Raw genomic sequence first — 22,899 nt, 5'->3', positions numbered from 1 at the left:
TTTCAATTTAACATCACAGACCACCTTCCAATTTTGTTGTTTCTAAAGATGTATCTCACCGTGCCATTCTCATCTGTTCTGAAGACTGGAATATGAAGTTCTTCATACCTTTTCAAAACTTCTTCGTTTGGATGACCATATCGATTATTTACACCAACTGAAATAATCGAAAGCTTAGGTGATAAATGCTCAATAAACTCTTTAGAGCTGGATGTAGGGCTTCCATGATGCCCTACTTTTAGTACATCGATTTCTCTGAGGTAACCACTTGAAAGCAGTTGACGTTCTCCCTCTTCTTCCAGATCTCCTGTAAATAGCCAACTATATCCCCCTAGTCGTGCATGAAGTATAATGCTACCGTCGTTCTCTTCTGCTTTCTCTAAAGCCTGAAAAATTGTAAATTGAGCGTCATTCAGAGACCATGATTGCCCCGCCTCCGCTAAAGAAATAGTGGTCCCTCCTTCTTTCGCAATATGAATCAACTCTTTTTCTAATGCCGTTTGTTCTGTGCTGTGATCGAGTAATAACCTTCTTACAGTGACCCCTTCCAGCAACTCTTTGGCTCCCCCCGCATGATCATAATCCCCATGTGTCAAAATTAACAAATCAACGGCACGAATTCCTTTAGACTTGATATATGGAAGAACTACATCACCTCCTATATCAAATGATGAAGCTCTTTTTTGCCACTCTTCCTCATTGCCATACATCGGTCTTCCTCCTGTATCAATTAAGATAACCTGCCTTTGAAAAGGCAATGTAATCAATATACTATCTCCTTGACCCACGTCAATAAACGACACTTCTCCATATGGATTCAAATAAGGCATAACGTATAATACGATGCAAAATACACTCCACAAAGTTCCGCCTAAGAGAACATTTCCACGCTCCCACAAAAGCAAAATAACAATACTTACGCCTAATGAGACAATGAGCGTTACGGCTGATATTTTCCCGAATACAACAATCGTATCCTTACCTGCAATAAATACAAAGAAAGTATGAATATGATCTATAAAAAAAGCGAGAATTTCAGAAATAAATTGAAAAAGAAAATGTAAGTGGAGGAAATGCAATAGAAAGGTAAGCATCAAACCTGGTAATACAATGACTGAAATAATTGGAACATAGATGAGGTTTAATCCAAGACTTAGAATGGAAATTTGATGAAAGTGATAAATAACAACGGGGAATGAAATAATTTGAGGGAGAACAGAAAGAGAAAGAAGCTGAGCGAATGGATGAGTTGATCGATTAATGATCGATTTGGAAGAAACAATTAAAGCAAACGCAATGAGAAAAGAAAGCTGAAATCCAATATGGTAGGCGTAATATGGGTTTACAGATAAAATAACCACACAAGCGAATGAAACGCCATCAAGCGGATTGACATTTAACTTTAGCCGCAAGCTGATGACAACTAGCATAGCCATTAATGAAGCTCTCATAACAGAAGGAGCACATCCTGTTAGAGTCATGTAAATCGGATAAAATACAATGAGTGAAGTATACGCTTTTTCTCTGGTTAGTCCTAAACGGATAAACAACCAAAAGAACACCCCTCCCACAACGCCAACGTGTAACCCCGAAACAGCCAGAACATGACTTAATCCTAAAACTTGATAAGCTTCCTCAACTTCATCTGGTAATAGGCTTCGTTCGCCTATTAACAAAGAAGCAGCCAATCCATGAAGGCGAGCTGGGTATTCTGAAACAATGGTCGATAAAACATTTTGACGAGATTGCTGAACTAAAGAAAAAAATGACTTTGATAATTGGTGACATTCAGGCTTTGCTTTTAGTTCATAAATCCAATGAATGTTTTGGTAATAAAGATAACGCTCATAATCAAATAAAGAGGGAACTCTGAGGGGGGATGGAGGCTCTAGCGATCCAGAAAGGTAACATGTATAACCAACTTCTAATTGCTCTACTTCATTTTTTTCTTGTATAGAGGAAATGTAATAATTGACCTTCAATTTCTCTGTTTCAGTCTTTAGTTCAAAAGACATAAAATCGCCATCAATTTCTGGTATTGACGAAATGGTTCCTAAAATAATACTTGGCCCTTCCTTTAAAGATGTTACATTAAAAATATTTACAATAATTGTATAACTAAAGAAAAGAATGAAGGTTAGGCAAACTAACAGCATTAATAGCTTCCGCTTGCCCTTCCATAACCATAGTAATACTACAAATAATACAAAAAAGGCGCCTGAAAAATTGACACTCATTACGCCAATGAATGCAGCAGCTGCTATGACCCACAAATTCCCTTTCATTACATACCGTATAATTTTGAAGCTTTCTCATATAAGGGTTTTACTTCTGTTGGATCGAGTCCAGCATCAGATACTTTTCTTAACAAATCAGCCGTTAAATCAAGTTTCTCTTGACTATTTGTATCCAAAATCATTTCTTCCAGCTCAACTTGTCTAACACTTACTCCTGCATCCTCAAATAATTCAATCGCATAAGGATGATTTTTATAATTCTCAGCGTAGATGACCGTTTTAATTCCAGCCTGTATAATTGCTTTACAGCAGTTGAGACAGGGAAAATGAGTAACATAAATCTCAGCATCAGTTGTTTGCACACCAAATTTAGCACATTGAATAATTGCATTCATTTCAGCATGAATGGTACGAACACAATGATTATCAATGACGTAACATCCTTCATCAATACAATGTACACCACCTGACACAGATCCATTATATCCACCAGCAATCATACGCTTATCCCTCACAATTGTTGCCCCTACAGTTAAACGAGTGCATGTGCTCCTAAGTGCAAGTAAATGGCTTTGCGCCATAAAATATTGATCCCACGAAATGCGTTCCAATGTTCTCCCCCCAATGTGTTTTATCTTCTATTAGTTTGATCTAAATAAACTGTCTCGTCAATCTATCTCATTGAACCGTAATCAAATCCTTTAATTTCTCAAACGTTTTCTCCCCGATTCCACTGATGTTCATCAATTCTTCTATTGCAGTAAAACCACCATTGTCTTCTCGAAATTGAACAATTGCTTCAGCCTTTGCAGGACCTATCCCCGGCAGTTCTTGAAGCTCATTTAAATCAGCTGAATTAATTGAAACGAGCTGTGATTCAACACTTGGCTTCTCACTAACTGAACTAGATGTCACTTCCCCAACTATTGGTACATAAATGACCATTTCATCCACTACTTTGCTTGCTAAGTTCAGCTGAACCTGATCGGCATCTTCAAGAAATCCTCCAGCTTTTTTAATGACATCCTTTACGCGCCCATTGCTATTTATTTCATACACGCCTGGCGCTACTACAGCTCCTTTCACGTCTACCAGTACGACACTAACTACATCATCTGGCTTCTCTACAACCGTTTCTTTTGTATCTTGGAGTTCACCACCTTCATTTTCTAAAAGAGCATGATCAAATGTGAGATTGTCTTGATTTTCTGCAAATACATTAAAATAAAGGAGGAAACTAATACCAACCGAAACGGCCAGAATAGAAAGAATTACTTTTTCACGAACAGTTAAATTTCGAAAATACTTCATTCTTCTCTCATACCTTTCTAATGTTTCATGGTCTTAAACATATATTGAGACTTTCATACATATGTTGTAGGAGAAATGAGTATGGAAGGAGGGGGAGTAAATTGAAAATCGGTGTAATTGGTACCGGCAATATGGGGACAATTCTTATTTCTTCCTTTATTGATTCGTGCGCCGTAATACCTTCCCATCTCACAATAGTAAATCGATCAATCGAAAAAGCGGCAACATTAAAAAGGCAGTACCCTTCGTTAAACCTTGTGAGAAGCGCAGAAGAAGTAGTGAAAAAATCTGATATGATCTTTGTTTGTGTAAAGCCACATGAGTATTTCCCACTCTTAAAGAAAATTCGACCTGGACTTAAACCCCAGCATCTTGTTGTTTCCATCACAAGTCCAATTAAGGTGAGTGAACTTCAATCGTTTGTTCCATGTGATGTTGCAAGAGCCATCCCAAGCATTACAAACAGGGCACTAAGCGGCGCTTCACTCGTAACATTCAGCAGTCAGTGTTCTGAAGCAAATAAAGTGAAATTGCTTTACCTCATGTCACAAATTTCAACGCCGATCGAAACAGAAGAGGAAATCACTAGAGTTTCATCTGATATTGTCAGTTGTGGTCCTGCTTTTCTAAGTTACTTGATCCAACAGTTCATCGAAGGAGCAGTAGCTGAAACAGACATATCAAATGAACAGGCTGCCATTTTGGCTACTGAAATGCTGATCGGGATGGGGAAGCTTCTTGAAAAAGATTATTTTTCACTTGAAACATTGCAGAGAAAAGTAACTGTAAAAGGAGGCGTAACTGGAGAAGGGTTGAAAGTTCTCGAAGCGGAAACTGGTGAGATGTTTCGTCATTTAATACAGAGCACTCATAAAAAATTTGATGAAGATCGCGAAGGAATTAAAATTCAATTCAAGGAAGAATCGAGACAGAAATAATAACTACTTAAAGTTCATTCGTCAAAACTTAGCCGTTTCCTTTAACCAAATAAAAAAAAGAGTGATTTCAATTGAAATCACTCTTTTTTCATTTCACAGCTCTAAAAAACAGGCGCTCAGATGTAGGAGTTGGAACTAGCTCAGTAAAGTCAGCTGTTACTGTAATATTCGAAAAGCCTACCTCTGTTAACCAGGCTATATAATCATCCATTTGGAACGTTCTTTGAAAATGAAGCTCATCAAATCGTTCATAGAGACCTTCTTCATTTTCTACAAAAAAGCTTAATTCATGCTCAACAGAGCCCTCTTCTTCCCCGGCATAACTATTCCATATATAGGAAATATCATCTTCACTACTCGCAAAAGTATGACCAACAAAATGGTTTTCCATTTTGTGAAGAGAGTGAACATCAAATAACAAAACCCCACCTGATTTTAAATGCTTATAAATGCTTCGAAAAGAATCTTGAACACCATTTTTATCTGTGACATAGTTCAAAGAATCACAAAAAATCGTTACTATGTCGTACGTTTCACCAGTATCAAGTTCTCTCATATCTTGTTGGAGCAGGTTTAAAGGAAGATTGTATTTTAGTGCTTTATCTTGCGCCACGGAAAGCATATGTTCTGAAAGATCCACTGCAGTAACATCATATCCCGCTGACGCAAGTCTAATTGAACATTCTCCAGTACCAGATCCTAAATCCAAAATACGACCATGAGACAATTCCCCTTTAACAAGAGCAGACCATTTCTCATAAGGAGCTTCTTCCATCAAACGATCGTAAACATAAGAAAAGCGTTCATACGATTGCATATTATGCTAGAATTTCTTCAAGGCTTAAATGCGGTGCATCGCCCCATAATTTCTCAAGATTATAATAGTTGCGCTCATCTTTATGAAAAATATGGACAATGACGTTCCCTAAATCAACAAGAACCCATCTCGCTTGGTCATATCCCTCAAGCCTCTTCACATCCATACCTTGCTCTAATGCCTGGTCTTTAACCTCTTTTGCAATAGCTTGAACTTGCTTCTCTGAATTCCCGTGACAAATCAAGAAGTAATCTGCAATTAAAGAAACTCCATTCATATTAAGGGCTACAATATCTTCAGCTCTTTTATCATCGGCTGCTTTTGCAGCAAGGTTAATCATTTGGTTTTCATTCATATTGTTTCCTCCAATTCTTCTCAGGCGTTCAATGATTTTACAATGCTGTTATATGTTAAGAACGTCGCCGGATAAACGGGTTGATTCTTCTTCATTAGAAACTGCACAGTATTCCTGAGAGACAACGCAATAGCTTGATCGAGATCTTGTTGAACCATTTCTCTGACCTCATCTACACCAGGAAATGAGCGTCCTGGTTCAATGTAATCAGCTATAAACACACATTTTTCCATTAATGTCATTTCAGGACGACCTGAAGTATGATATTTGATGGCATTTAGAATTTCTTCATCCTCAATCCCTATCTCACAACGTACTAAATAAGCTCCAACTGGAGCGTGCCAGAGTTCAGGCGAATACTCCAGCAAATCTTCAGGAAATCCTTGATCAATAATAACCTGGCGCATTTCATCCTTTGGACGAAACTTAGCATAATCATGAAAAATAGCCGCAATTTCTGTCTTTTGACGATCTGCGCCATATTTTTCTGCAAGCTCAATTGCAGTATCCGTTACTCCAACAGTATGAACGTAGCGATGCTCAGTTAAATGAGGCTCAACTAACTTTAACGCTTCAGTTCGATTCATATAATCCCTTCTCTTCAATAAAAGTTCGGACAGCTTCTGGAAGCAAGTACCGTCCACTCTTTCTATGGCGTAAATCGTCTCTTAATTCACTTGAAGAAACATCGATTTGAGGAACATCTATAACAGAAACATTGTAACGTTCTTTATCTGGATCATACCCAGGTCGATTTACTCCTACAAATGAAATCATCGAAGACAACTCATCAATTCGATGCCAATTGGGGAGATCCTCAATCATATCTCCACCAATGATAAAATAAAAATCGATATTAGGATAATTTTCTTTCAATATTTCAATTGTATCAATTGTATAGGATCGGTCATTACGTTCAAATTCGATTAAAGAAAGCTTAAAGTAAGGGTTCCCCTCTATTGCCAACTGTACCATCTTCACACGGTGATGATTATCAGTAATATGACTACCATTTTTATGTGGAGGTCGATGACTTGGCATAAACCAAATTTCATCCATTCGGCAAGTTTCGAGCACCCCTTGCGCAATGGTAAGATGACCGAGATGAGGGGGGTCAAATGTTCCACCAAGTAGGCCGACTCTTAATTTTTTCTCAACAGTCATTATGGAAGAATAATTTCTTTATTCTCTTCTGATTCTTTATACAAAACAACCATATTCCCAATAATTTGTACGAGTTCCGCCCCTGTTTCAGTTGATAGTTGTACCCCAACTGTATTGCGATCTTCGTCACAATTTTGAAGAATGCTTACTTTAATAAGCTCTCTAACCTCTAATGCTTCTTCAATTTGTTTTGTCATATTCTCATTCACGCCACCTTTTCCTACTTGGAAAATAGGGTTTAGACGATTAGCTTTTGCGCGTAAGAAACGCTTTTGTTTTCCTGTTAACATGAATATCCTCCTAGCTCTTTTAAAACCGTATTTCGCATTCGTTTCCGATCAGGCGAGACTCCTGTCCACTTTTCAAATGCAAGCGCCCCCTGTTCAACGAACATCGAGATGCCATTATCAGTGACTGCGCCTTTTGATTTTGCAAGCTTCATCCATTTTGTTTCTAGTGGATTATAAATCAAATCACTAACAACCGTACCTGATCTTATATGTTCAAGTGATATTGGCATTCGATCAAGGTGAGGGCTCATACCAATAGACGTTGTATTAATAACGATATCGAACTGTCCCAATGAAGTCTCTGCTTCAGATAGCGTTATAGCATTTGCCACGCTGTAATGTTGACATAATTTTGATAGCTCTTCTGCTTTCTCAAGTGTTCGATTGGCAATCGTTAAAGATGCCACCTCGGATTGGGAAACAGAAACAGCAACTGCTCGAGCAGCGCCACCAGCACCAATAACAAGAATTTTCTTGCCGCTCAAGTTTTTTTCTCCAATCAAAGTGAGCAACGAAAATAAATAACCTGATCCATCAGTGTTCGTACCGATATATTTACCATCACGCTTATAAACCGTATTAACTGCACCAATATCAATAGCTTCTTGCTCTACCTCATCTAGTAATGGAATAATGGCGACTTTGTGTGGAATGGTCACATTGAAACCTTGAATATCAAGCATTTTCATTGCATCCACACCATCTTCCAGCTGTTCTGGCGATAGATCAAATGCATGGTAATGATGCGATAAACCAAGCTCTTTAAATTCACCGTTATGCATGATCGGTGACATCGAATGTCCTATAGGATGACCAATCAGTCCATATAACTTCCCCATTATCTGCCTCCTAGATGAGTGATTTTCTAATAGACACGCCTACTCCTTCAGGTGCATATGCTTTCACAGTTGTTCCTTTACCGGATACGGTTACCCATCCTAGACCTGAAAAAACGATATCCATCTTTTCCTCTTTGATGCGGAGTTCATGACCAACTAGAGCAGGCAGCTCTTTCTTTGACTGATCTCCCGGAGGATAAAGAAGTTCTCCTAGATGCTCATCATAAAGATCATCAGCCTTCTCAATTTTTGTACGATGGATATAGAGATCATTTGACACATGACAAATAAAAGACTGCCTTCCGCCCTCGACAAAATCAAGGCGTGCAAGTCCACCGAAAAACAGCGTTTGTCCTTCATTTAACTGAAATACTTTAGGCTTAATTTCTTTCTTTGGACTAATTACTTTTAATTCCTCAGCGTTGACAAAGTGTGCCATTTGATGATGATTAATAATACCTGGGGTGTCATATAATGTCTTTCCATCATCAAGCGGAATATCAATCAAGTCAAGTGTTGTACCTGGAAACTGACTTGTTGTAATCATTTGCTCTGCATCTCCGCCAAACTCTTGTATAAGTTGATTTACAAAAGTTGATTTACCAACATTTGTACAGCCAATTATATAAACATCTTTTCCATCTCTCAAGCGATCAATTTCACCTGCTACATCCATAACGCTATCGCCTTTTTCTGCACTCATTAACATGACATCAGCAGGCTTTAGTCCATTCTCTTTGGCGCTTGTTTGCATCCACTTTACTAACTTTGATTTGTTTACTGACTTGGGCAACAAATCTACTTTGTTTCCAACTAATAAAACAGGGTTTCCTCCTGCGAATCTCTGAATACCAGGAAGCCAACTTCCATTAAAATCGAAGATATCGACAATCTTGACGATAAGAGCATCCGTTTGGCTAATTTCATTTAGTATTTTCAAAAAGTCATCATCTGTTAAAGAAACGTCTTGAATTTCATTATAGTGCTTTAAACGAAAACAACGCTGACATATAATGACGTCTCGATTAAGTGCAGACGGTGGTGCATAGCCAAGTGCGTTTTTGTCTTCTGTTTGAATGTGTACACCGCATCCGGCGCAAATAATTTGTTCGTTGTCCAAACTTATTCCTCCCAATTTATCTTCCCTTTTCGTTTCATCCAGGTAAGGAAAATGCTTTCTATTTTTCGATTGAATTTCGTAAAGAACCCATCTGTGCTTGCAACTGGCACGACAAGAATTGTATGAAGCCCCATGCGATTTCCTCCGACGACATCCGTGAAAATTTGATCTCCAATAACTACAGTATCATCTGCGCTAAGGTTCATATCCTTCAACGCTTTCCGAAAAGCTTTAGTCATCGGTTTTCGAGCTTCATATATAAATGGCACCTCAACTGGTGAGGCAAACTTTTCTACTCTTGTCTTATTATTATTCGAAACAATGGTAACGAGAATGCCCTCATCACTCATTTGCTTAAACCATTTTAGCAACTTAGGTGTGGCGTCAGCTCTATTCCATTCCACAAGGGTGTTATCGAGATCAGTAATAATGCCCTTAATGCCTCGCTCTTTCAATAATTCTGGACTTATTTGAAAGATGTCTTGTACATGTTCATTTGGTAAAAACTTATTTAGCAAATTGCAACACTCCTACTATTAGTGACATCCCTATTGTATCAATATTTTCACCTCGTACAACTATTAACTTACGAATGAACAAAATGAAAACAAAATAATAAAATCAAAATTTTTCGACACATTATGTCATTCACAAAATATGTGGATAACATTATTAACATAAACAAACCATTAAATCATTGTGAATGACTAAGATATAAACATGATACCCACAAATTATCCACTCTTCACTGTGGATAACGGAACGGTTGTTCTCCGTATGTTTACGTGGTAAGCTTACTGCAAATAAAAGATCCACATACACAATATGCGGACTAGACGGAGAATAGAACCTTATTCAGGAGGTGCTTAATCATGGAAAAGTTATCAGATGACTTATTGATTGAATCCTTTTATAAGGCAAAAGAATTAAAGCTAAGTAGCGACTTTATTGGTCTTATTCAACGTGAGATCAAAAGGCGCAGACTTGATAAGCAAGTTTCTCTTATCGGGATTTAAACATTGCCAACCTTGATCGTATCCAGGGTTGGCCTTTTTATTTTATTCGATTTCAAAGTAGTTCCCCCATGAAGAAGTCCACTCTTCGCTTGTTACTTCATCAGTCGTCTTCATTTTCTTCGCTTTTCGAAAGTGATCAGGTTCTGATAAGAAGACAACCGCCAATCCTTCTGCTTGAAACCATTCCTTGTACTCTGTAAGCAATGGCTCAATATCTTGTCTTGTATATGCAAAAGGTTTCAACGCCACCACCGTTTGGTCATTACGGGATAAAATAATGACATCATTTATAGCAGACTCGTTTTTTATTTTTTTTCGAATAGCTTCTAATGAACTTAACGGTTTATGATCTTTCATTATTGCGGCTCCGATGGGAGCCATTTCTATTGAGCGAAAATATTCTCTTGGACCAAATGGAGATTGATCCTCGCTTTTATATATCGTTTGACACGCCGTTAACAATATAAGGATAGGAATAAGAATAGAAATGGATTTTATCACGTGAATCCTCCTTTCGCAAATAGAATCGGCGATGTTTGGAAAACTTATACGGGAAAGTTGCTTTTTTAAACAGGAAAAGTTGATAAACGTGTCGGTTTTTGATTACAATTGAGGTATCGCAATATGAGTTCATTTGAACTTTTATCATATTGAGCATTAGTGGGGAGGTTTTTGTAGAATGCTTCATGCAGCTGTCTTGCTACCTTTTCTGGCAGCGTTTTTCATCCCGTTACTTTATCGGGGCGTCAAACAAGTCCATTTAGGATGGTTTGTTCTTTTAGTTCCGATAGTGTTGTTTGGGTATTTTCTTACGTTTATAAAAGAAGTTACGCAGGGTGTACATACACTTAAAACGTTTGAGTGGATTCCATCACTCGGAGTGAACGTTACATTCTATATTGATGGTCTTGGCCTGTTTTTCGCGCTTTTGATCACTGGAATTGGATCACTCGTTGTTCTCTATTCCATTTATTATTTAAGTAAAGCCGAAAAGCTTGGCCATTTTTATGTCTATCTCCTATTGTTTATGGGAGCCATGCTCGGGGTTGTGTTGTCGGATAATTTATTTGTTCTCTACACATTCTGGGAATTAACGAGCATTTCATCATTCCTGCTAATTGGATACTGGTACCAACGAGAGAAATCAACATCTGGTGCCCTTAAATCAATGATGATTACTGTTTTTGGCGGTCTAGCCATGCTCGGTGGTTTTCTACTCATGGCAGATATCACAGGAACGGCAAGTATTAGGGGGATTATTGAAAACGGAGAGATGATTGTTACGTCTTCCCTTTTCCCATTCATCTTAGTACTCGTACTACTGGGAGCTTTTACGAAGTCAGCTCAGTTTCCATTTCATACATGGTTACCTGACGCAATGGAAGCACCAACACCAGTCAGCGCCTTCCTACACTCAGCTACTATGGTTAAAGCTGGTATCTACCTTGTTGCGAGGTTAAGCCTCATCTTCGCAGGTACCGATCTCTTTTTCTTGATTGTTAGTGGATTTGGATTGCTCACGCTATGCTGGGGATCTTATATGGCTGTTAGACAAACAGACCTTAAAGCTATCCTCGCCTATTCGACGATTAGTCAACTGGGTATGATCATGGCTATGTTAGGTTTTGGTACTGAGGTGGCTATTCTTGCAGCTGTATTCCACATTTTGAACCACGCTACGTTCAAAGGCAGTCTCTTTATGGTCGCAGGTATTATTGATCATGAGACAGGCACTCGAGATATTAGAAGACTCGGAGGCCTATTTACGTTCATGCCAATCACTGCAACCTTAGCATTCTTTGGCACATTCTCAATGGCAGGATTCCCACTACCTTTTCTAAACGGTTTCCTGAGTAAAGAAATGTTCTTTGAATCGTCCCTGCATTTTGAAAATGCATCTACAATTGTTGAAGCCGTTTCACCTTATTTCCCTTATTTAGCAGTTGGCGGAAGTATCTTCACTTTTGTTTATTCCATTATGCTTTTCTTCCGAACATTTACCGGTAAACAAAGGGATAAATTACCTAAAGAACCACACGAAGCACCGATTGGTATGCTTATCTCGCCAATCATTCTTGTACTTCTTGTGATCGTCATTGCTTTTGTTCCGAACGTTTTTGGGCATTCTCTTCTTTCACCGATGGTGGATTCCATAGCCGGTTCAGCTGGTGAAACGCATATTAAATTCTGGCACGGATTGGGGCCTGCTCTTTACATGAGTTTAGCTGTACTTTTGCTAGGAACGGCTTTCTATCTGACCCGTACAAAATGGGAACGTATATACACTATTTTACCTGGTAAACTTTCTGCAGCTAAAGCCTATGATGGTATTATAACCGGCATCATAAATGGATCTAAGAAATTAACGAATGGTTATATGACTGGATCTCTCAGGCATTACATGATATATATCCTAATCTTCTTCATAGCTCTTGTCTCCATCACCATAAGTGTTACTGGAGGCTTCAAAATGTCATTTGATGACCTGGCCCCGATTGCTATTCCTGAGTTACTTATAGCGATTGTGATGGCCGGCGCTGCTTTTGGAACGATTTTTATGAAGAATCGTATTGCCGCTATTCTAGTACTTGGAATCGTAGGGTATGGATTATCCCTATTATTCGTCTTCTTCCGAGCACCAGACTTAGCGCTCACTCAGCTTATTGTAGAAACCGTAACGGTTGCACTATTTCTTCTATGTTTTTATCACTTGCCTAATTTTGATAAACAGAAGGAATCCAAAAGAACAAACGCCGTTAACTGGGTCATCTCTATATCTGTAGGGGTTCTTGTAACTATGATAGGAATCGCTTCACACAGTACGAAATTGTTTGAACCAATTTCAGAGTACTTTCTTAAAAACTCCTATAAATTGGGCGGAGGAGACAACGTTGTTAATGTTATTCTTGTTGACTTCCGTGGACTTGATACGATGCTTGAAATCCTTGTACTTGGACTTGCTGCGCTCGGGATCTTCACAATGATTAAATTGCGTCCGAGTAAGAAGGAGGGAAATGATTAATGGAAATTATCATGTCTGTACTTGCAGGTCTGCTTTTTACAGCAGGTGTCTACATGATGCTGCAAAAACAAATTCTTAAAATCATTATCGGTACGGCACTGTTGTCTCATGGAGCACACCTCTTTATTATTACGATGGGAAAGTTAAATCGTGGAAAACCTCCTATCCTTGCAGAAGGCGTAACAAGTTATGTTGATCCGTTGCCACAGGCACTTATATTAACTTCCATCGTTATTAGTTTCGGTGTGACATCGTTTCTTCTTGTGCTAGCGTATCGGACATATCAAACGAACGGTACTGATAATATGGAGAAGTTAAGGGGTAACGAAAATGAGTAATCTAGCTATACTACCAATTTTATTACCGTTATTAACTGGAATCATTCTTGTATTCCTCAATAAACGGTTGCCACTTGTACGATTGATTACACGCATTATGGTGCTTGTCAATCTCGCAGTTGTATCTGTCATCGCATTTAATGTGATTCAAAACGGCACGATCGTATTAAAAGCCGGGGATTGGACAGTGCCTTATGGCATTGTTCTGGTCGCCGATCCGCTTGCTATGTTGTTAGTCGTCACTGCGAATATCATTGCGGTTGCATGTGCTTTTTATGCTTTTAATTCGCTCGATGAACAACGCGAACGTTTTTACTTTTATCCGCTTTTTCAACTTCTCATTGCGGGTGTTAGTGGTGCGTTTCTAACAGGAGACCTGTTTAACTTATTCGTCTTCTTCGAAGTACTGCTTATTGCTTCATACGGATTAATCGTTCTTGGTGGGACCAAAGAACAATTCAGAGAGTCCTTTAAATACATCATTATCAATCTATTTTCATCTATGCTGTTTGTTACAACGATCGCCTTTCTATATGCAGTAGTTGGGACAGTCAATATGGCTCAGTTAGCTGAACGGATCGGTGAAGTTCAACAGGATGGTGTGTTAACGACCATTGGCATTTTGTTATTGATCGTTTTTGCAACGAAAGGTGCGCTTTTCCCATTATATTTCTGGCTCCCTAAGTCTTATACAGTTCCACCAACTGTTATTTCAGCATTATTTGGAGCGTTACTTACCAAAGTTGGGGTATATTCTATACTAAGAGTTTTCTCTCTGATCTTCGTCTATAACCTTACAGTTACGCATCAAATTTTGCTTGTACTGGCAGGATTCACGCTTGTTTTCGGTGTGATTGGGGCCCTTTCGACGAATAATGTGCAATTGATTATTGCCTATAATATCATTCCAGCAGTTGGTTATATGATTCTTGGTATTGGCACGTTCTCAGCAACTGCTCTTGCAGGCACAATTTATTATTTGCTTCATGATATGATTATTAAAGCAGCACTCTTCTTCCTTGTTGGTGCTATGGTGGCTTACGCCGGCACATCAGATTTGAGAAAGATGGGTGGCATTATTAAAAATCAACCAGTCCTTGGATGGCTCTTTTTCATTGCAGCATTAGCGCTTGCTGGATTACCGCCATTTAGTGGATTTATCGGTAAACTCCTTATTCTAAGAGGTGCTTTCGAGGAAGGACATTATGTACTAGCGATTATAGGATTAGTGACCAGTCTTTTAATTCTTCTTTCTGTTATCCGCATCTTTATTAATGGATTCTGGGGAGAGGCAAAGCAGGAATATGTTTCAACAGTTAACTCTACTAAAGGTAAAATAATGCCTGCTGCTTTCTTACTCATTTTCACGATATTTCTTGGATTAGGTGCAGAATTTATTTATCCTACGGTTCAAACAATTGCGGATCAAATGATTGATCCATCAAATTATATTGATTCGGTTATGAAGGAGTAGATGGCATGCCAATACAAATTATCATAAACCTGATTATTGCCGTTCTCTGGATGTTTCTTTTTGAAAGTTACTCTTTTAGTACGTTCTTTGTTGGCTATTTATTTGGAATCGGATTACTTCTATTAATGGAGCGTTTCATTCCAGACCGCTTTTACTTTTATCGTCTTTGGGCGATTCTTAAATTATTGTTTTTGTTTATTAAAGAGCTGATTATGGCTAATGTTCAGGTTGTTAAGCTCGTATACAGTCCCAAACTTAAAATGGAACCAGGCATTATCGCTGTGCCCATTGATGTTCGAACAAACTGGGAAATTACGATGCTCGCAAATCTCATTACATTAACTCCAGGGACACTAACGGTTTCAGTCGCTCCAGATAACATGCATATTTATATCCATGCTATGGACGCGCCTGATGCAGATGAGGTTATTAAAGAAATTAAAGGCACATTTGAGAAAGCAATTATGGAGGTGACGAGATGACTTCTCTTTTATCTACTGTATCAACCATTTGTATCGTCATCATCGCAATCTCTACCCTATTTTTACTCTATCGAGCAATAAAAGGACCTTCGAATCCCGACCGTGCTGTTGCACTGGATACAATCGGCATTAATCTTATGGCAATAGCGGGTATTCTAGCAATCAAACTGGAAACAGCGTATTTCAATGATATTATTCTTCTTATTGGAATTCTCGCTTTTATAGGAACAGTAGCTATTGCTAAATTTCTGGAAAAGGGTGTTATCATTGAAAGAAGTCGTGATTAGCATTTTTATGATCATTGGCACGTTTTTCCTTTTTTCTGGAGCGCTTGGAATTTTTCGACTTCCTGACGTTTACACTCGTCTACATGCTGCTTCAAAAAGCGCTACTCTAGGAGTAGCTGGAATCCTTATTGCCGCTTTCCTTTATTTTATCTTTGAAGAACAAATGGTAAGTGGTAAGCTCATTCTCGGTATTATTTTCATTTTGATGACAGCTCCAGTTTCTGGACATATGATTTCTAGAGCTGCTTATCAAAAAGGTGTTCCGCTCTGGGATAAAACTACGAGAGATGATCTTGATAAAGCACAAAACCAAAAAGCAAGTACGAAAAAGGGTTAAACCCTTTCGTACTTGCTTTTTTACGTGTTGACAGTGTTCATGAAATTATTGTTATAGATTTATTAAATTACTTATAGCTTCCATAATGATTAGCGTAGTAATAGTATCCTCCGCCAATAACAAGTAGTAAAACTAGTAGAACAACGATTAAGGCAAAATATCCTCCGCCATAGCCTGGATATGGGTATGGGTAAGGCGGATAAGGATAACCACAACCGGGATAACCGTAACTCATGCTCCCCCTCCTTCTCTCCTTCAAACAATCTGTTGGTAGATATTACAGTCTATGATAGGTTGATCAAAGATGTATGGACATTGGCGGAGTTTTCTAAATTCATTACTACATCTGTTCATCCTTCATCTTATGTTCTACAATTATAGAAGGGTGTAAGCCTTGAACTAACACTAAGGGGTCGATTTAAATGATAACACCAATGAAAACAATAACGCCTAGCTATGACCCATGGGAAGCTTATATGGATGTTGAAGAATATGGAAATACGATTCTTTCCAACATAGAACTGACAACGACTACTTTATGTAATATGAGATGTGAACATTGTGCAGTTGGTTATACATTGCAACCCAAGGATCCTGATCCACTTCCTCTAGACCTTATTACTCGTAGTCTTGATCAAGTAGAAAAACTTAGGGCGTTAAGTATTACGGGTGGTGAACCAATGCTTTCCATGAAATCGGTTAAGCAATATGTAGCTCCACTTCTTAAATACGCTCATGAACGCGGAGCGAGAACACAAATCAATTCAAATTTAACGCTTGATCGTAAGCGATATGATCTGATCATACCCTATCTTGATGTTTTACATATTTCACATAATTATGGAAGCATAGACGATTTCACTGACATTGGATTCGCTGTTATGGAAAGGAAGCCATCTCTCAAACAGCGGGAAGCTTATTTCCATCGTATGGTTGAGAATGCAAAAGATTTAACATCTAAAGGTGTCATCGTATCAGCGGAGACAATGATTAATCGTAGAACTCTTCCAAATATCGTGAGCATTCATCAACAAATAGCAGACATGGGGTGCCAGCGTCATGAAGTTCATCCGATGTATCCTTCGGACTTCGCTTCAGGTCTTGATATTGCCTCTTTGGATGAAATTCGAGAAGGAATTCACCGTTTATTAGATAATCGAGATCCAGATGTTTGGCTCTTATTCGGTACCCTTCCATTTTACCCATGCAGTTCCAATCAAGAAGACCTTAGACTTCTCGAAAGATTATATTCAGAACCTAATGTCACTGTTAGAAATGACCCAGATGGACGTTCTAGATTAAATATGAATATTTTCGATGGCGATATTATCGTAACTGATTTTGGAGATACGCCACCACTTGGAAATATTAAAGATACTAATCTAAATGATGCTTACGAAAAATGGCAAGAAAGTAAAATGGCTCAAAGCATAAGTTGTCATTGCCCTGCAGTAAAGTGTCTAGGACCTAACCTTCTTGTAAAGGATGCTTACTATCAGGATGTTGATTTCTTACAAAAAAAGACAAATATCTCGCTTTAACCTCCAATTTTGGGGGTTTTTTTACTCATTTTTAAATTAAAAACCATTTTCAGCTTTCGCATTAACATAGATAGGGTATAATACCTATCGTAATCTATAGGAGTGTGATAGTTGTGAAGAAAAAGGCATGGATTCTGATTCTAGTTGCGGGATCTCTTGTTATTTTGCTTGCATTGGCTGAGAACCAAACAGATTTTCTAAGAACCAATGCAAATGAAATGCCCGAGAACGATTCAGAATCAAAGAAGAAAAACATTACGTATTATACTAAATATTATCAGACTAAAAAGAGCATTTATGACTCTTATAAACATGAGGAAAGTGAAACCATTTTCCTTGGTGATAGTTTGACTGATTATTATGAGTGGGGGGAAGCTCTTAGTGACCATGAAGTATTAAATCGCGGTATTGCTGGCGATACGACTACAGGAGTTCTAAACAGGATTGAAGAAGTCGTAAAAGCTAAGCCAGACCGGATTTATTTGTTAATTGGTATAAACGATATGATTGCTGGGCAGTCAGTAAACAAAATTGAAACAAATTATAAGCAAATTCTAGATACGCTCAAAACGCAATCACCTAACACAAAAGTTTATGTGCAAAGTTTATTTCCAGTGAACACAGCATTAACTGGTCATCCACTAAATAATTCAATCATTAAGGATTTAAATAAACGTCTAGAAGATCTTTCAAATCTGTATGATTATCAATTTATTGATATTTATCCAGAGCTAGTAGAGTTTGGTCAGTTAAATAAAGATTTCACATTTGATGGGCTTCATCTTAATGGAGAAGGATATAAAATATGGACACGAAAAGTTCTCTCAACATATAACACTAACGCAGAGGAGAAATAATAAACTCTTCAATGCGTTATTGCTTTTTTGCTTTTGTGTGTTAAACTATAAGAGACCAACCTTAAAATGCTTCGGAGGAAAACCTCCGGAGTCCTTTTTTTGCTCTTTTTAGCTTGTCATTCATTAATGCCTTGCTACAGGCAAATTGACATGGTTAGACAACTAAGGTTTGCACTCGAACTCTCTTTCTTAAATGACAAAACCCAATTGTTTCTTCTTCATTTACAACATATAACGTTACAACTCTTTGAGAGATCTGATTTTCTTTAGATAAATAGACTATTTCGACCGACTGATGATGAGTTAGATACCCTTTTAATTTTTGATACATAATGCATCCCCTCATTCACGATCGTTTGTCCCTATTGCATTACGAACAAATGTTCTTCGCTACTACTTCTTACGAGAAGAGAGAAGTTATTTTCCATTAGCGTTATGACCAATTGATGAAACAAACATAAAAAACCTGCCAGTTGGCAGGTTTAGGCTCCACTCTCTCTTTCCTTTCGATTACGATAGAATTCATGAAACAGTTTCATTAGTGCTCGCTTTTCAATTCTAGATACGTAACTTCGTGAGATCCCAAGCTGTCGGGCTATTTCTCGCTGTGTTAATTCCTTCTCAAGATTCAGACCAAATCGCCCAACAATAACTTCCTTTTCTCTGTCATCTAAAATATGAATGTACTCATATATCTTCTTTTTCTCCATGTTTAACTGAATTAATTCAACAATATCTTCCGTTTCTGCTTTTAAGACATCGATCAGAGAAATTTCGTTCCCTTCCTTATCCTGACCTATCGGGTCATGAAGAGATACGTCTTTTTTCGTTTTCTTCAAAGCGCGGAGATGCATCAGAATTTCGTTCTCAATGCATCTTGCAGCATAGGTTGCTAGCTTAGTACCCTTGTCAGTAGAGTAGCTTTCAATTGCTTTAATTAATCCGATTGTCCCTATCGAAATGAGATCTTCAGGGTCTTCACCTGTATTTTCAAACTTCTTCACAATATGAGCGACAAGACGGAGGTTATGCTCGATCAGACGATTTCGTGCATCTTCATCACCTTTTGCCATCAGTTCTAAATACTTTCTTTCGTCCTTTCTTGAGAGAGGCTGAGGAAAAGCATTGTTCTTCACAAACGAGACAAAGAAAAGAACTTCCTTACATACGTAAGCAAGTGCTGCCAGTAATGACACATACTCACCTCCCAAAGATGGGCTTTTACTATATCTTATGTTTATGTGAATGCCTACCCCTACGTGTCTGTCCTTATGGAATTCTAATTAAAAAAATAAGACGCCCCTGACTGGAACGTCTTATCAACCGTTATAATCTCTATTCTTTTCTCTTGCCCACTTCTCAGACATAACTTCTTCCCTTAAATACCGATGATGGGTGGAGTAACGTCCATACTTCAAACGTATAACTGTTAGGATAGCAACGATTCCGCCAAGACCTGTCAGCTCTAACCATTCCATACCTGCCACTCTCCTCTAATGACAGTATATTCATAAATAATTAGATTGCTACGCTATAGATTAGTGTTGAATAGTTTAACGAGCATCTCATCGTTTATAATTAAATCAGACAGCTGATAACCATCCAAAACTTCAAAATAAGCTGATAAGGCATCATGTAGGACATGTTTTAATCGACAAGCAGGACTAATCACACAACTATTATTTTCCTTATCAAAGCACTCCACTAAATTGAAGTCTTCTTCAGTGCTTCTTACAACTTTTCCTACATTAATATCTTCTGGGAGATGAGCGAGTCGCAATCCTCCATTTCGCCCTCTAATCGTTTCGATATATCCATTTTTCCCAAGCTCATGTGCTACTTTCATGAGATGATTTTTTGAAATTTGATAGGCATTAGCGATTTCTTGTATGCTAGCTAACTTATCCTCTTTCATACTACCAAGATAAATCAGCATTCTTAACGAGTAATCCGTGTAATTAGTTAAACGCATGTTCCTTCAACCTCTTTTCGCTCCATTGTTCATGGGTCTATTTTATCATACCTCCTAAAACATAGTGTTCTACAATGCTTTCTATAAGATGTGAACGTTTCTTTAAAGATGTATATTTTATATTGCTTTTCAAATAACAATTCGATACTATAAAGATGTATTAAAAATGCATCTTTAAAATATTGGAGGTTTTATCTATGTTATCACCTAAAACCATTACTACAATTAAATCAACAGTACCTGTCCTCGAAGTTCACGGTACTGAAATTACAAAGCGTTTTTATGAAATGCTATTTGAGAACCATCCTGAACTATTAAATATTTTTAACCACGCTAATCAAAAACAAGGAAGACAACAACAAGCTCTTGCAAATGCAGTTTATGCAGCTGCCAAACATATTGATCAATTAGAAACTATTCTTCCTGTTGTTAAACAAGTTGCTCATAAACACCGTAGCCTTGGTGTTAAACCAGAACATTACCCAATTGTAGGAGAATATTTGCTTAAGGCTATTAAAGAAGTTCTTAAAGAAGATGCAACAGAAGAAATTTTACTTGCATGGGAAGAGGCCTATGGCGTCATAGCTAGCGTTTTCATCGAGGTGGAAGAAGAGATGTATGAAGACGCAGCAAAACAACAGGGTGGTTGGGACCTTGAACGCACTTTTGTTGTCGACAGGAAACAGAAAGAAAGTGATGTAATTACCTCATTCTATTTAAAACCAGCTGACGGGGAGCCAATTGCTTCATTTAAACCTGGTCAATATATTAGTGTCAAAGTTCATATTCCAGGAGATCAATTCACTCATATTCGTCAATACAGTTTATCTGACGTTCCTGGTAAACCTTACTATCGTATATCTGTGAAAAAAGAAGAAAATCCTTCAAAACCTGACGGAATCGTTTCCAACTATTTACACGACAATGTTAAAGAAAATGATGAGTTAAGCTTAACCGCTCCTGCAGGCGACTTTTATTTGGAGGAAGATCAATCTCCAATCGTTCTCTTAAGTGGTGGGGTAGGTATAACACCTATGCTAAGTATGCTGAAGACCAGCGCAGATCAAAATAGAAAAACGACTTTTGTTCATGCAGCACTTAATGGAAATGTCCATGCTTTTGACGAGGAACTTAAGACTCTCAATCATCCATCTATGGACTATTTCGTATGTTACGAATCCCCTACGAAAGAGGATTCTATGAAAAACAGTTATCAAAAAGAAGGATTTGTAACGAGCGAATGGTTAAAAGAAATTCTTCCATTAGAACGCAATACGCATTATTATTTCTGTGGACCACTTCCATTTATGAAGGCTGTTAAAGAAGCATTAACAAAGCTCGGAGTCGATGAAGATAAAATGCATTTCGAGTTTTTCGGTCCAGCCGTCGCTCTAGAACCATCAATGCCATAACCGAACTTCTAAACGTTAAAGAAGCGCCAAATAGGCGCTTCTTTAAATTGTTATAATAACCGTGTGATTTCGTTCCTTTATGAAAGAACTAATTTCATCCCAGTCCTTTTCAAATGGAATATAAGGGACAAAGATAGGCTTTTGAGTATTTTCGTTAATAATAGCAATAACTGGGGAACCGTTTATTTTTCCAAACATAACTTCTTTAACGGACGAAAAAGCTACACTTCGACAGCTAAATCCTAGTAACTTGTGTTCGATCCTATATTCTGTTAGTTCGATTCGCTGTGTTCGAATGCAGAAACTAAGAAAGGTACAAAACAAGACATAAATGAGCCCAATTAGCATGAAACTTCGCCAGCGTTCAAATGTTAAATCTTCTTTTAACCACAACAATAGGGTGCCAAAGCAAACGACAATACTATACACAAGCATCATAAAAAGTTCGATTGCTTTCACTTTCGGGTAATACGTTTTGATTACCTTCATAAACGTCACACCTTTACGTTAAATGGATGTGAAGCACGTTTTTCACTTATTTTAACAAGGTGTTTATCATCTGTATATGTTTTTAGAAAATTACATATTATAAAGTTTTACTTATAAAGCTTCATAGAGTGTTCTTTTAGAAGCGCTAGAATGTCCTTGAATTGTGGAACAAGATTGTAAGCATAGTTCCAGGCATTATTTTCAATTAGGATGGATACTTGCTTCTTCATTTCTAAACACTCAGTATGTGCCCTCTTACTAGCTAAAATAGGAAGGTTAGAGTCTGCGGCATGACCAAGTTCATGAGCCAAAATCACAGTGAAAAAATCAAGAAATTGTTCCTCTGATCCAATTAACTTAACACACTGCGTTCGTACCTCTTCTACATAAATTGTGACTTGATTCGTTTCTAATGAATATTTTCCTCCTATTAGTCTTCGCTCAGGAAAATAGTCTTTTAATTGAATTTGCACATCTAAACCTGAATCTCTGAGAAGCTTGTGACTAATGTCTTGAAGATAATTTATATTATCGCTCATGTCCCCAAACCCTTTCACCTTGATAGCGCCATCTCCTGTTTTATTTATTCATACGCAAAAAA

General features: G+C 37.9%; 29 protein-coding genes. 11 read left to right on the top strand and 18 right to left on the bottom strand.

The features are described 5' to 3' along the window. Positions 1 to 2: 2 nt before the first annotated feature. The 3 genes from IQ283_RS07645 to IQ283_RS07635 form a co-directional block, all read right to left on the bottom strand. Entirely contained in the window at positions 3 to 2,237 is a 2,235-nt protein-coding gene (locus IQ283_RS07645) for a DNA internalization-related competence protein ComEC/Rec2 (protein ID WP_242057291.1), read from the bottom strand. Positions 2,238 to 2,284: 47 nt separating this feature from the next. Next, the gene (locus IQ283_RS07640) at positions 2,285 to 2,848 is read right to left on the bottom strand and encodes a ComE operon protein 2 (RefSeq protein WP_194219491.1); all 564 of its coding nucleotides are present in this window, start codon (positions 2,846 to 2,848) and stop codon (positions 2,285 to 2,287) included. A 67-nt stretch (positions 2,849 to 2,915) separates the two neighbouring features. Next, a complete protein-coding gene (locus IQ283_RS07635; RefSeq protein ID WP_194219490.1) occupies positions 2,916 to 3,548 on the bottom strand; it encodes a helix-hairpin-helix domain-containing protein in 633 nt (210 codons plus the stop codon). A 101-nt stretch (positions 3,549 to 3,649) separates the two neighbouring features. Here IQ283_RS07635 and comER point away from each other — a divergent pair, with 101 nt between their 5' ends. Then, the gene (gene comER, locus IQ283_RS07630; protein ID WP_194219489.1) at positions 3,650 to 4,486 is read left to right on the top strand and encodes a late competence protein ComER; all 837 of its coding nucleotides are present in this window, start codon (positions 3,650 to 3,652) and stop codon (positions 4,484 to 4,486) included. An 88-nt stretch (positions 4,487 to 4,574) separates the two neighbouring features. Here the strand turns inward: comER and IQ283_RS07625 are convergent, their stop codons facing one another. The 8 genes from IQ283_RS07625 to IQ283_RS07590 are packed head-to-tail and all read right to left on the bottom strand — an operon-like array spanning position 4,575 to position 9,589. Beyond that, positions 4,575 to 5,303: a class I SAM-dependent DNA methyltransferase gene (locus IQ283_RS07625; RefSeq protein WP_194219488.1), complete on the bottom strand. Its 729-nt coding sequence runs from the start codon at positions 5,301 to 5,303 to the stop codon at positions 4,575 to 4,577. Position 5,304: 1 nt separating this feature from the next. Further along, positions 5,305 to 5,658, bottom strand: coding sequence for a ribosome silencing factor (gene rsfS / locus IQ283_RS07620; RefSeq protein WP_194219487.1), 354 nt, complete (start codon positions 5,656 to 5,658; stop codon positions 5,305 to 5,307). Between the two features lie 20 nt (positions 5,659 to 5,678). Then, on the bottom strand, positions 5,679 to 6,245 hold the full coding sequence (gene yqeK, locus IQ283_RS07615) for a bis(5'-nucleosyl)-tetraphosphatase (symmetrical) YqeK (protein ID WP_194219486.1): 567 nt from the start codon (positions 6,243 to 6,245) through the stop codon (positions 5,679 to 5,681). Next, positions 6,232 to 6,822: a nicotinate-nucleotide adenylyltransferase gene (locus tag IQ283_RS07610; protein ID WP_194219485.1), complete on the bottom strand. Its 591-nt coding sequence runs from the start codon at positions 6,820 to 6,822 to the stop codon at positions 6,232 to 6,234. The genes yqeK and IQ283_RS07610 overlap by 14 nt, the downstream gene beginning before the upstream one ends. After that, positions 6,822 to 7,112 (bottom strand): ribosome assembly RNA-binding protein YhbY, encoded by a 291-nt coding sequence (yhbY, locus tag IQ283_RS07605; RefSeq protein WP_194219484.1) that lies wholly within the window; start codon positions 7,110 to 7,112, stop codon positions 6,822 to 6,824. Before yhbY ends, IQ283_RS07610 begins: the two co-directional genes overlap by 1 nt. Next, positions 7,106 to 7,951, bottom strand: coding sequence for a shikimate dehydrogenase (gene aroE / locus IQ283_RS07600; RefSeq protein ID WP_194219483.1), 846 nt, complete (start codon positions 7,949 to 7,951; stop codon positions 7,106 to 7,108). The genes yhbY and aroE overlap by 7 nt, the downstream gene beginning before the upstream one ends. Positions 7,952 to 7,961: 10 nt before the next feature. Beyond that, positions 7,962 to 9,071, bottom strand: coding sequence for a ribosome biogenesis GTPase YqeH (gene yqeH / locus IQ283_RS07595; protein WP_194219482.1), 1,110 nt, complete (start codon positions 9,069 to 9,071; stop codon positions 7,962 to 7,964). Between the two features lie 2 nt (positions 9,072 to 9,073). Beyond that, complete coding sequence (locus IQ283_RS07590; RefSeq protein WP_194219481.1) at positions 9,074 to 9,589, bottom strand: YqeG family HAD IIIA-type phosphatase; 516 nt, start codon at positions 9,587 to 9,589, stop codon at positions 9,074 to 9,076. A gap of 354 nt (positions 9,590 to 9,943) precedes the next feature. On the opposite strand from IQ283_RS07590, the gene IQ283_RS07585 reads away from it, so the two are divergent. Beyond that, the gene (locus IQ283_RS07585; RefSeq protein ID WP_194219480.1) at positions 9,944 to 10,087 is read left to right on the top strand and encodes a sporulation histidine kinase inhibitor Sda; all 144 of its coding nucleotides are present in this window, start codon (positions 9,944 to 9,946) and stop codon (positions 10,085 to 10,087) included. 42 nt (positions 10,088 to 10,129) lie between these two features. Here IQ283_RS07585 and IQ283_RS07580 read toward each other — a convergent pair whose 3' ends face one another. Continuing rightward, on the bottom strand, positions 10,130 to 10,588 hold the full coding sequence (locus IQ283_RS07580) for a hypothetical protein (RefSeq protein ID WP_194219479.1): 459 nt from the start codon (positions 10,586 to 10,588) through the stop codon (positions 10,130 to 10,132). Positions 10,589 to 10,766: 178 nt separating this feature from the next. On the opposite strand from IQ283_RS07580, the gene IQ283_RS07575 reads away from it, so the two are divergent. Genes IQ283_RS07575 through mnhG form a run of 6 tightly spaced genes read left to right on the top strand, consistent with a single transcriptional unit; the run spans position 10,767 to position 16,027 of the window. After that, entirely contained in the window at positions 10,767 to 13,109 is a 2,343-nt protein-coding gene (locus IQ283_RS07575; protein WP_194219478.1) for a Na+/H+ antiporter subunit A, read from the top strand. Further along, on the top strand, positions 13,109 to 13,447 hold the full coding sequence (locus IQ283_RS07570; protein ID WP_194219477.1) for a Na(+)/H(+) antiporter subunit C: 339 nt from the start codon (positions 13,109 to 13,111) through the stop codon (positions 13,445 to 13,447). The genes IQ283_RS07575 and IQ283_RS07570 overlap by 1 nt, the downstream gene beginning before the upstream one ends. Next, positions 13,440 to 14,921 carry a Na+/H+ antiporter subunit D gene (locus IQ283_RS07565; protein ID WP_194219476.1) on the top strand — a complete coding sequence of 494 codons (1,482 nt, stop codon included), beginning with the start codon at positions 13,440 to 13,442 and terminating at the stop codon, positions 14,919 to 14,921. The genes IQ283_RS07570 and IQ283_RS07565 overlap by 8 nt, the downstream gene beginning before the upstream one ends. A gap of 5 nt (positions 14,922 to 14,926) precedes the next feature. Further along, the gene (locus tag IQ283_RS07560; protein WP_194219475.1) at positions 14,927 to 15,403 is read left to right on the top strand and encodes a Na+/H+ antiporter subunit E; all 477 of its coding nucleotides are present in this window, start codon (positions 14,927 to 14,929) and stop codon (positions 15,401 to 15,403) included. Then, positions 15,400 to 15,690: a Na(+)/H(+) antiporter subunit F1 gene (locus tag IQ283_RS07555; protein WP_194219474.1), complete on the top strand. Its 291-nt coding sequence runs from the start codon at positions 15,400 to 15,402 to the stop codon at positions 15,688 to 15,690. Before IQ283_RS07560 ends, IQ283_RS07555 begins: the two co-directional genes overlap by 4 nt. Beyond that, the gene (gene mnhG, locus IQ283_RS07550; protein WP_194219473.1) at positions 15,662 to 16,027 is read left to right on the top strand and encodes a monovalent cation/H(+) antiporter subunit G; all 366 of its coding nucleotides are present in this window, start codon (positions 15,662 to 15,664) and stop codon (positions 16,025 to 16,027) included. Before IQ283_RS07555 ends, mnhG begins: the two co-directional genes overlap by 29 nt. Positions 16,028 to 16,094: 67 nt before the next feature. Here the strand turns inward: mnhG and IQ283_RS07545 are convergent, their stop codons facing one another. Then, positions 16,095 to 16,262 carry a hypothetical protein gene (locus IQ283_RS07545; protein ID WP_194219472.1) on the bottom strand — a complete coding sequence of 56 codons (168 nt, stop codon included), beginning with the start codon at positions 16,260 to 16,262 and terminating at the stop codon, positions 16,095 to 16,097. Positions 16,263 to 16,449: 187 nt separating this feature from the next. Here IQ283_RS07545 and yfkAB point away from each other — a divergent pair, with 187 nt between their 5' ends. Together yfkAB and IQ283_RS07535 are read left to right on the top strand one after the other, a co-directional pair. Then, positions 16,450 to 17,568, top strand: coding sequence for a radical SAM/CxCxxxxC motif protein YfkAB (gene yfkAB, locus IQ283_RS07540; RefSeq protein WP_194219471.1), 1,119 nt, complete (start codon positions 16,450 to 16,452; stop codon positions 17,566 to 17,568). Between the two features lie 113 nt (positions 17,569 to 17,681). Further along, on the top strand, positions 17,682 to 18,425 hold the full coding sequence (locus IQ283_RS07535) for a GDSL-type esterase/lipase family protein (RefSeq protein WP_194219470.1): 744 nt from the start codon (positions 17,682 to 17,684) through the stop codon (positions 18,423 to 18,425). 482 nt (positions 18,426 to 18,907) lie between these two features. On the opposite strand, the gene sigK is transcribed toward IQ283_RS07535, so the two are convergent. The 3 genes from sigK to IQ283_RS07520 all read right to left on the bottom strand — a co-directional run bounded on the left by sigK (position 18,908) and on the right by IQ283_RS07520 (position 20,397). After that, positions 18,908 to 19,621, bottom strand: coding sequence for an RNA polymerase sporulation sigma factor SigK (gene sigK / locus IQ283_RS07530; RefSeq protein WP_194219469.1), 714 nt, complete (start codon positions 19,619 to 19,621; stop codon positions 18,908 to 18,910). A 123-nt stretch (positions 19,622 to 19,744) separates the two neighbouring features. Beyond that, positions 19,745 to 19,903: a hypothetical protein gene (locus IQ283_RS07525; RefSeq protein WP_194219468.1), complete on the bottom strand. Its 159-nt coding sequence runs from the start codon at positions 19,901 to 19,903 to the stop codon at positions 19,745 to 19,747. 53 nt (positions 19,904 to 19,956) lie between these two features. Then, entirely contained in the window at positions 19,957 to 20,397 is a 441-nt protein-coding gene (locus tag IQ283_RS07520; protein WP_194219467.1) for an Rrf2 family transcriptional regulator, read from the bottom strand. Between the two features lie 197 nt (positions 20,398 to 20,594). On the opposite strand from IQ283_RS07520, the gene hmpA reads away from it, so the two are divergent. Next, positions 20,595 to 21,809, top strand: a complete 1,215-nt coding sequence (gene hmpA, locus IQ283_RS07515) for an NO-inducible flavohemoprotein (protein WP_194219466.1) — start codon at positions 20,595 to 20,597, stop codon at positions 21,807 to 21,809. Between the two features lie 42 nt (positions 21,810 to 21,851). On the opposite strand, the gene IQ283_RS07510 is transcribed toward hmpA, so the two are convergent. Beyond that, positions 21,852 to 22,298 carry a hypothetical protein gene (locus IQ283_RS07510; protein WP_194219465.1) on the bottom strand — a complete coding sequence of 149 codons (447 nt, stop codon included), beginning with the start codon at positions 22,296 to 22,298 and terminating at the stop codon, positions 21,852 to 21,854. Between the two features lie 107 nt (positions 22,299 to 22,405). Continuing rightward, positions 22,406 to 22,837, bottom strand: a complete 432-nt coding sequence (locus tag IQ283_RS07505) for a hypothetical protein (protein ID WP_194219464.1) — start codon at positions 22,835 to 22,837, stop codon at positions 22,406 to 22,408. Between the last annotated feature and the right edge of the window lie 62 nt (positions 22,838 to 22,899).

It is taken from the genome of Pseudalkalibacillus hwajinpoensis (assembly GCF_015234585.1).
Classification (GTDB): Bacteria; Bacillota; Bacilli; order Bacillales; family Guptibacillaceae; genus Guptibacillus; species Guptibacillus hwajinpoensis_B.
This window is presented reverse-complemented; position numbering and strand designations above follow the sequence as displayed.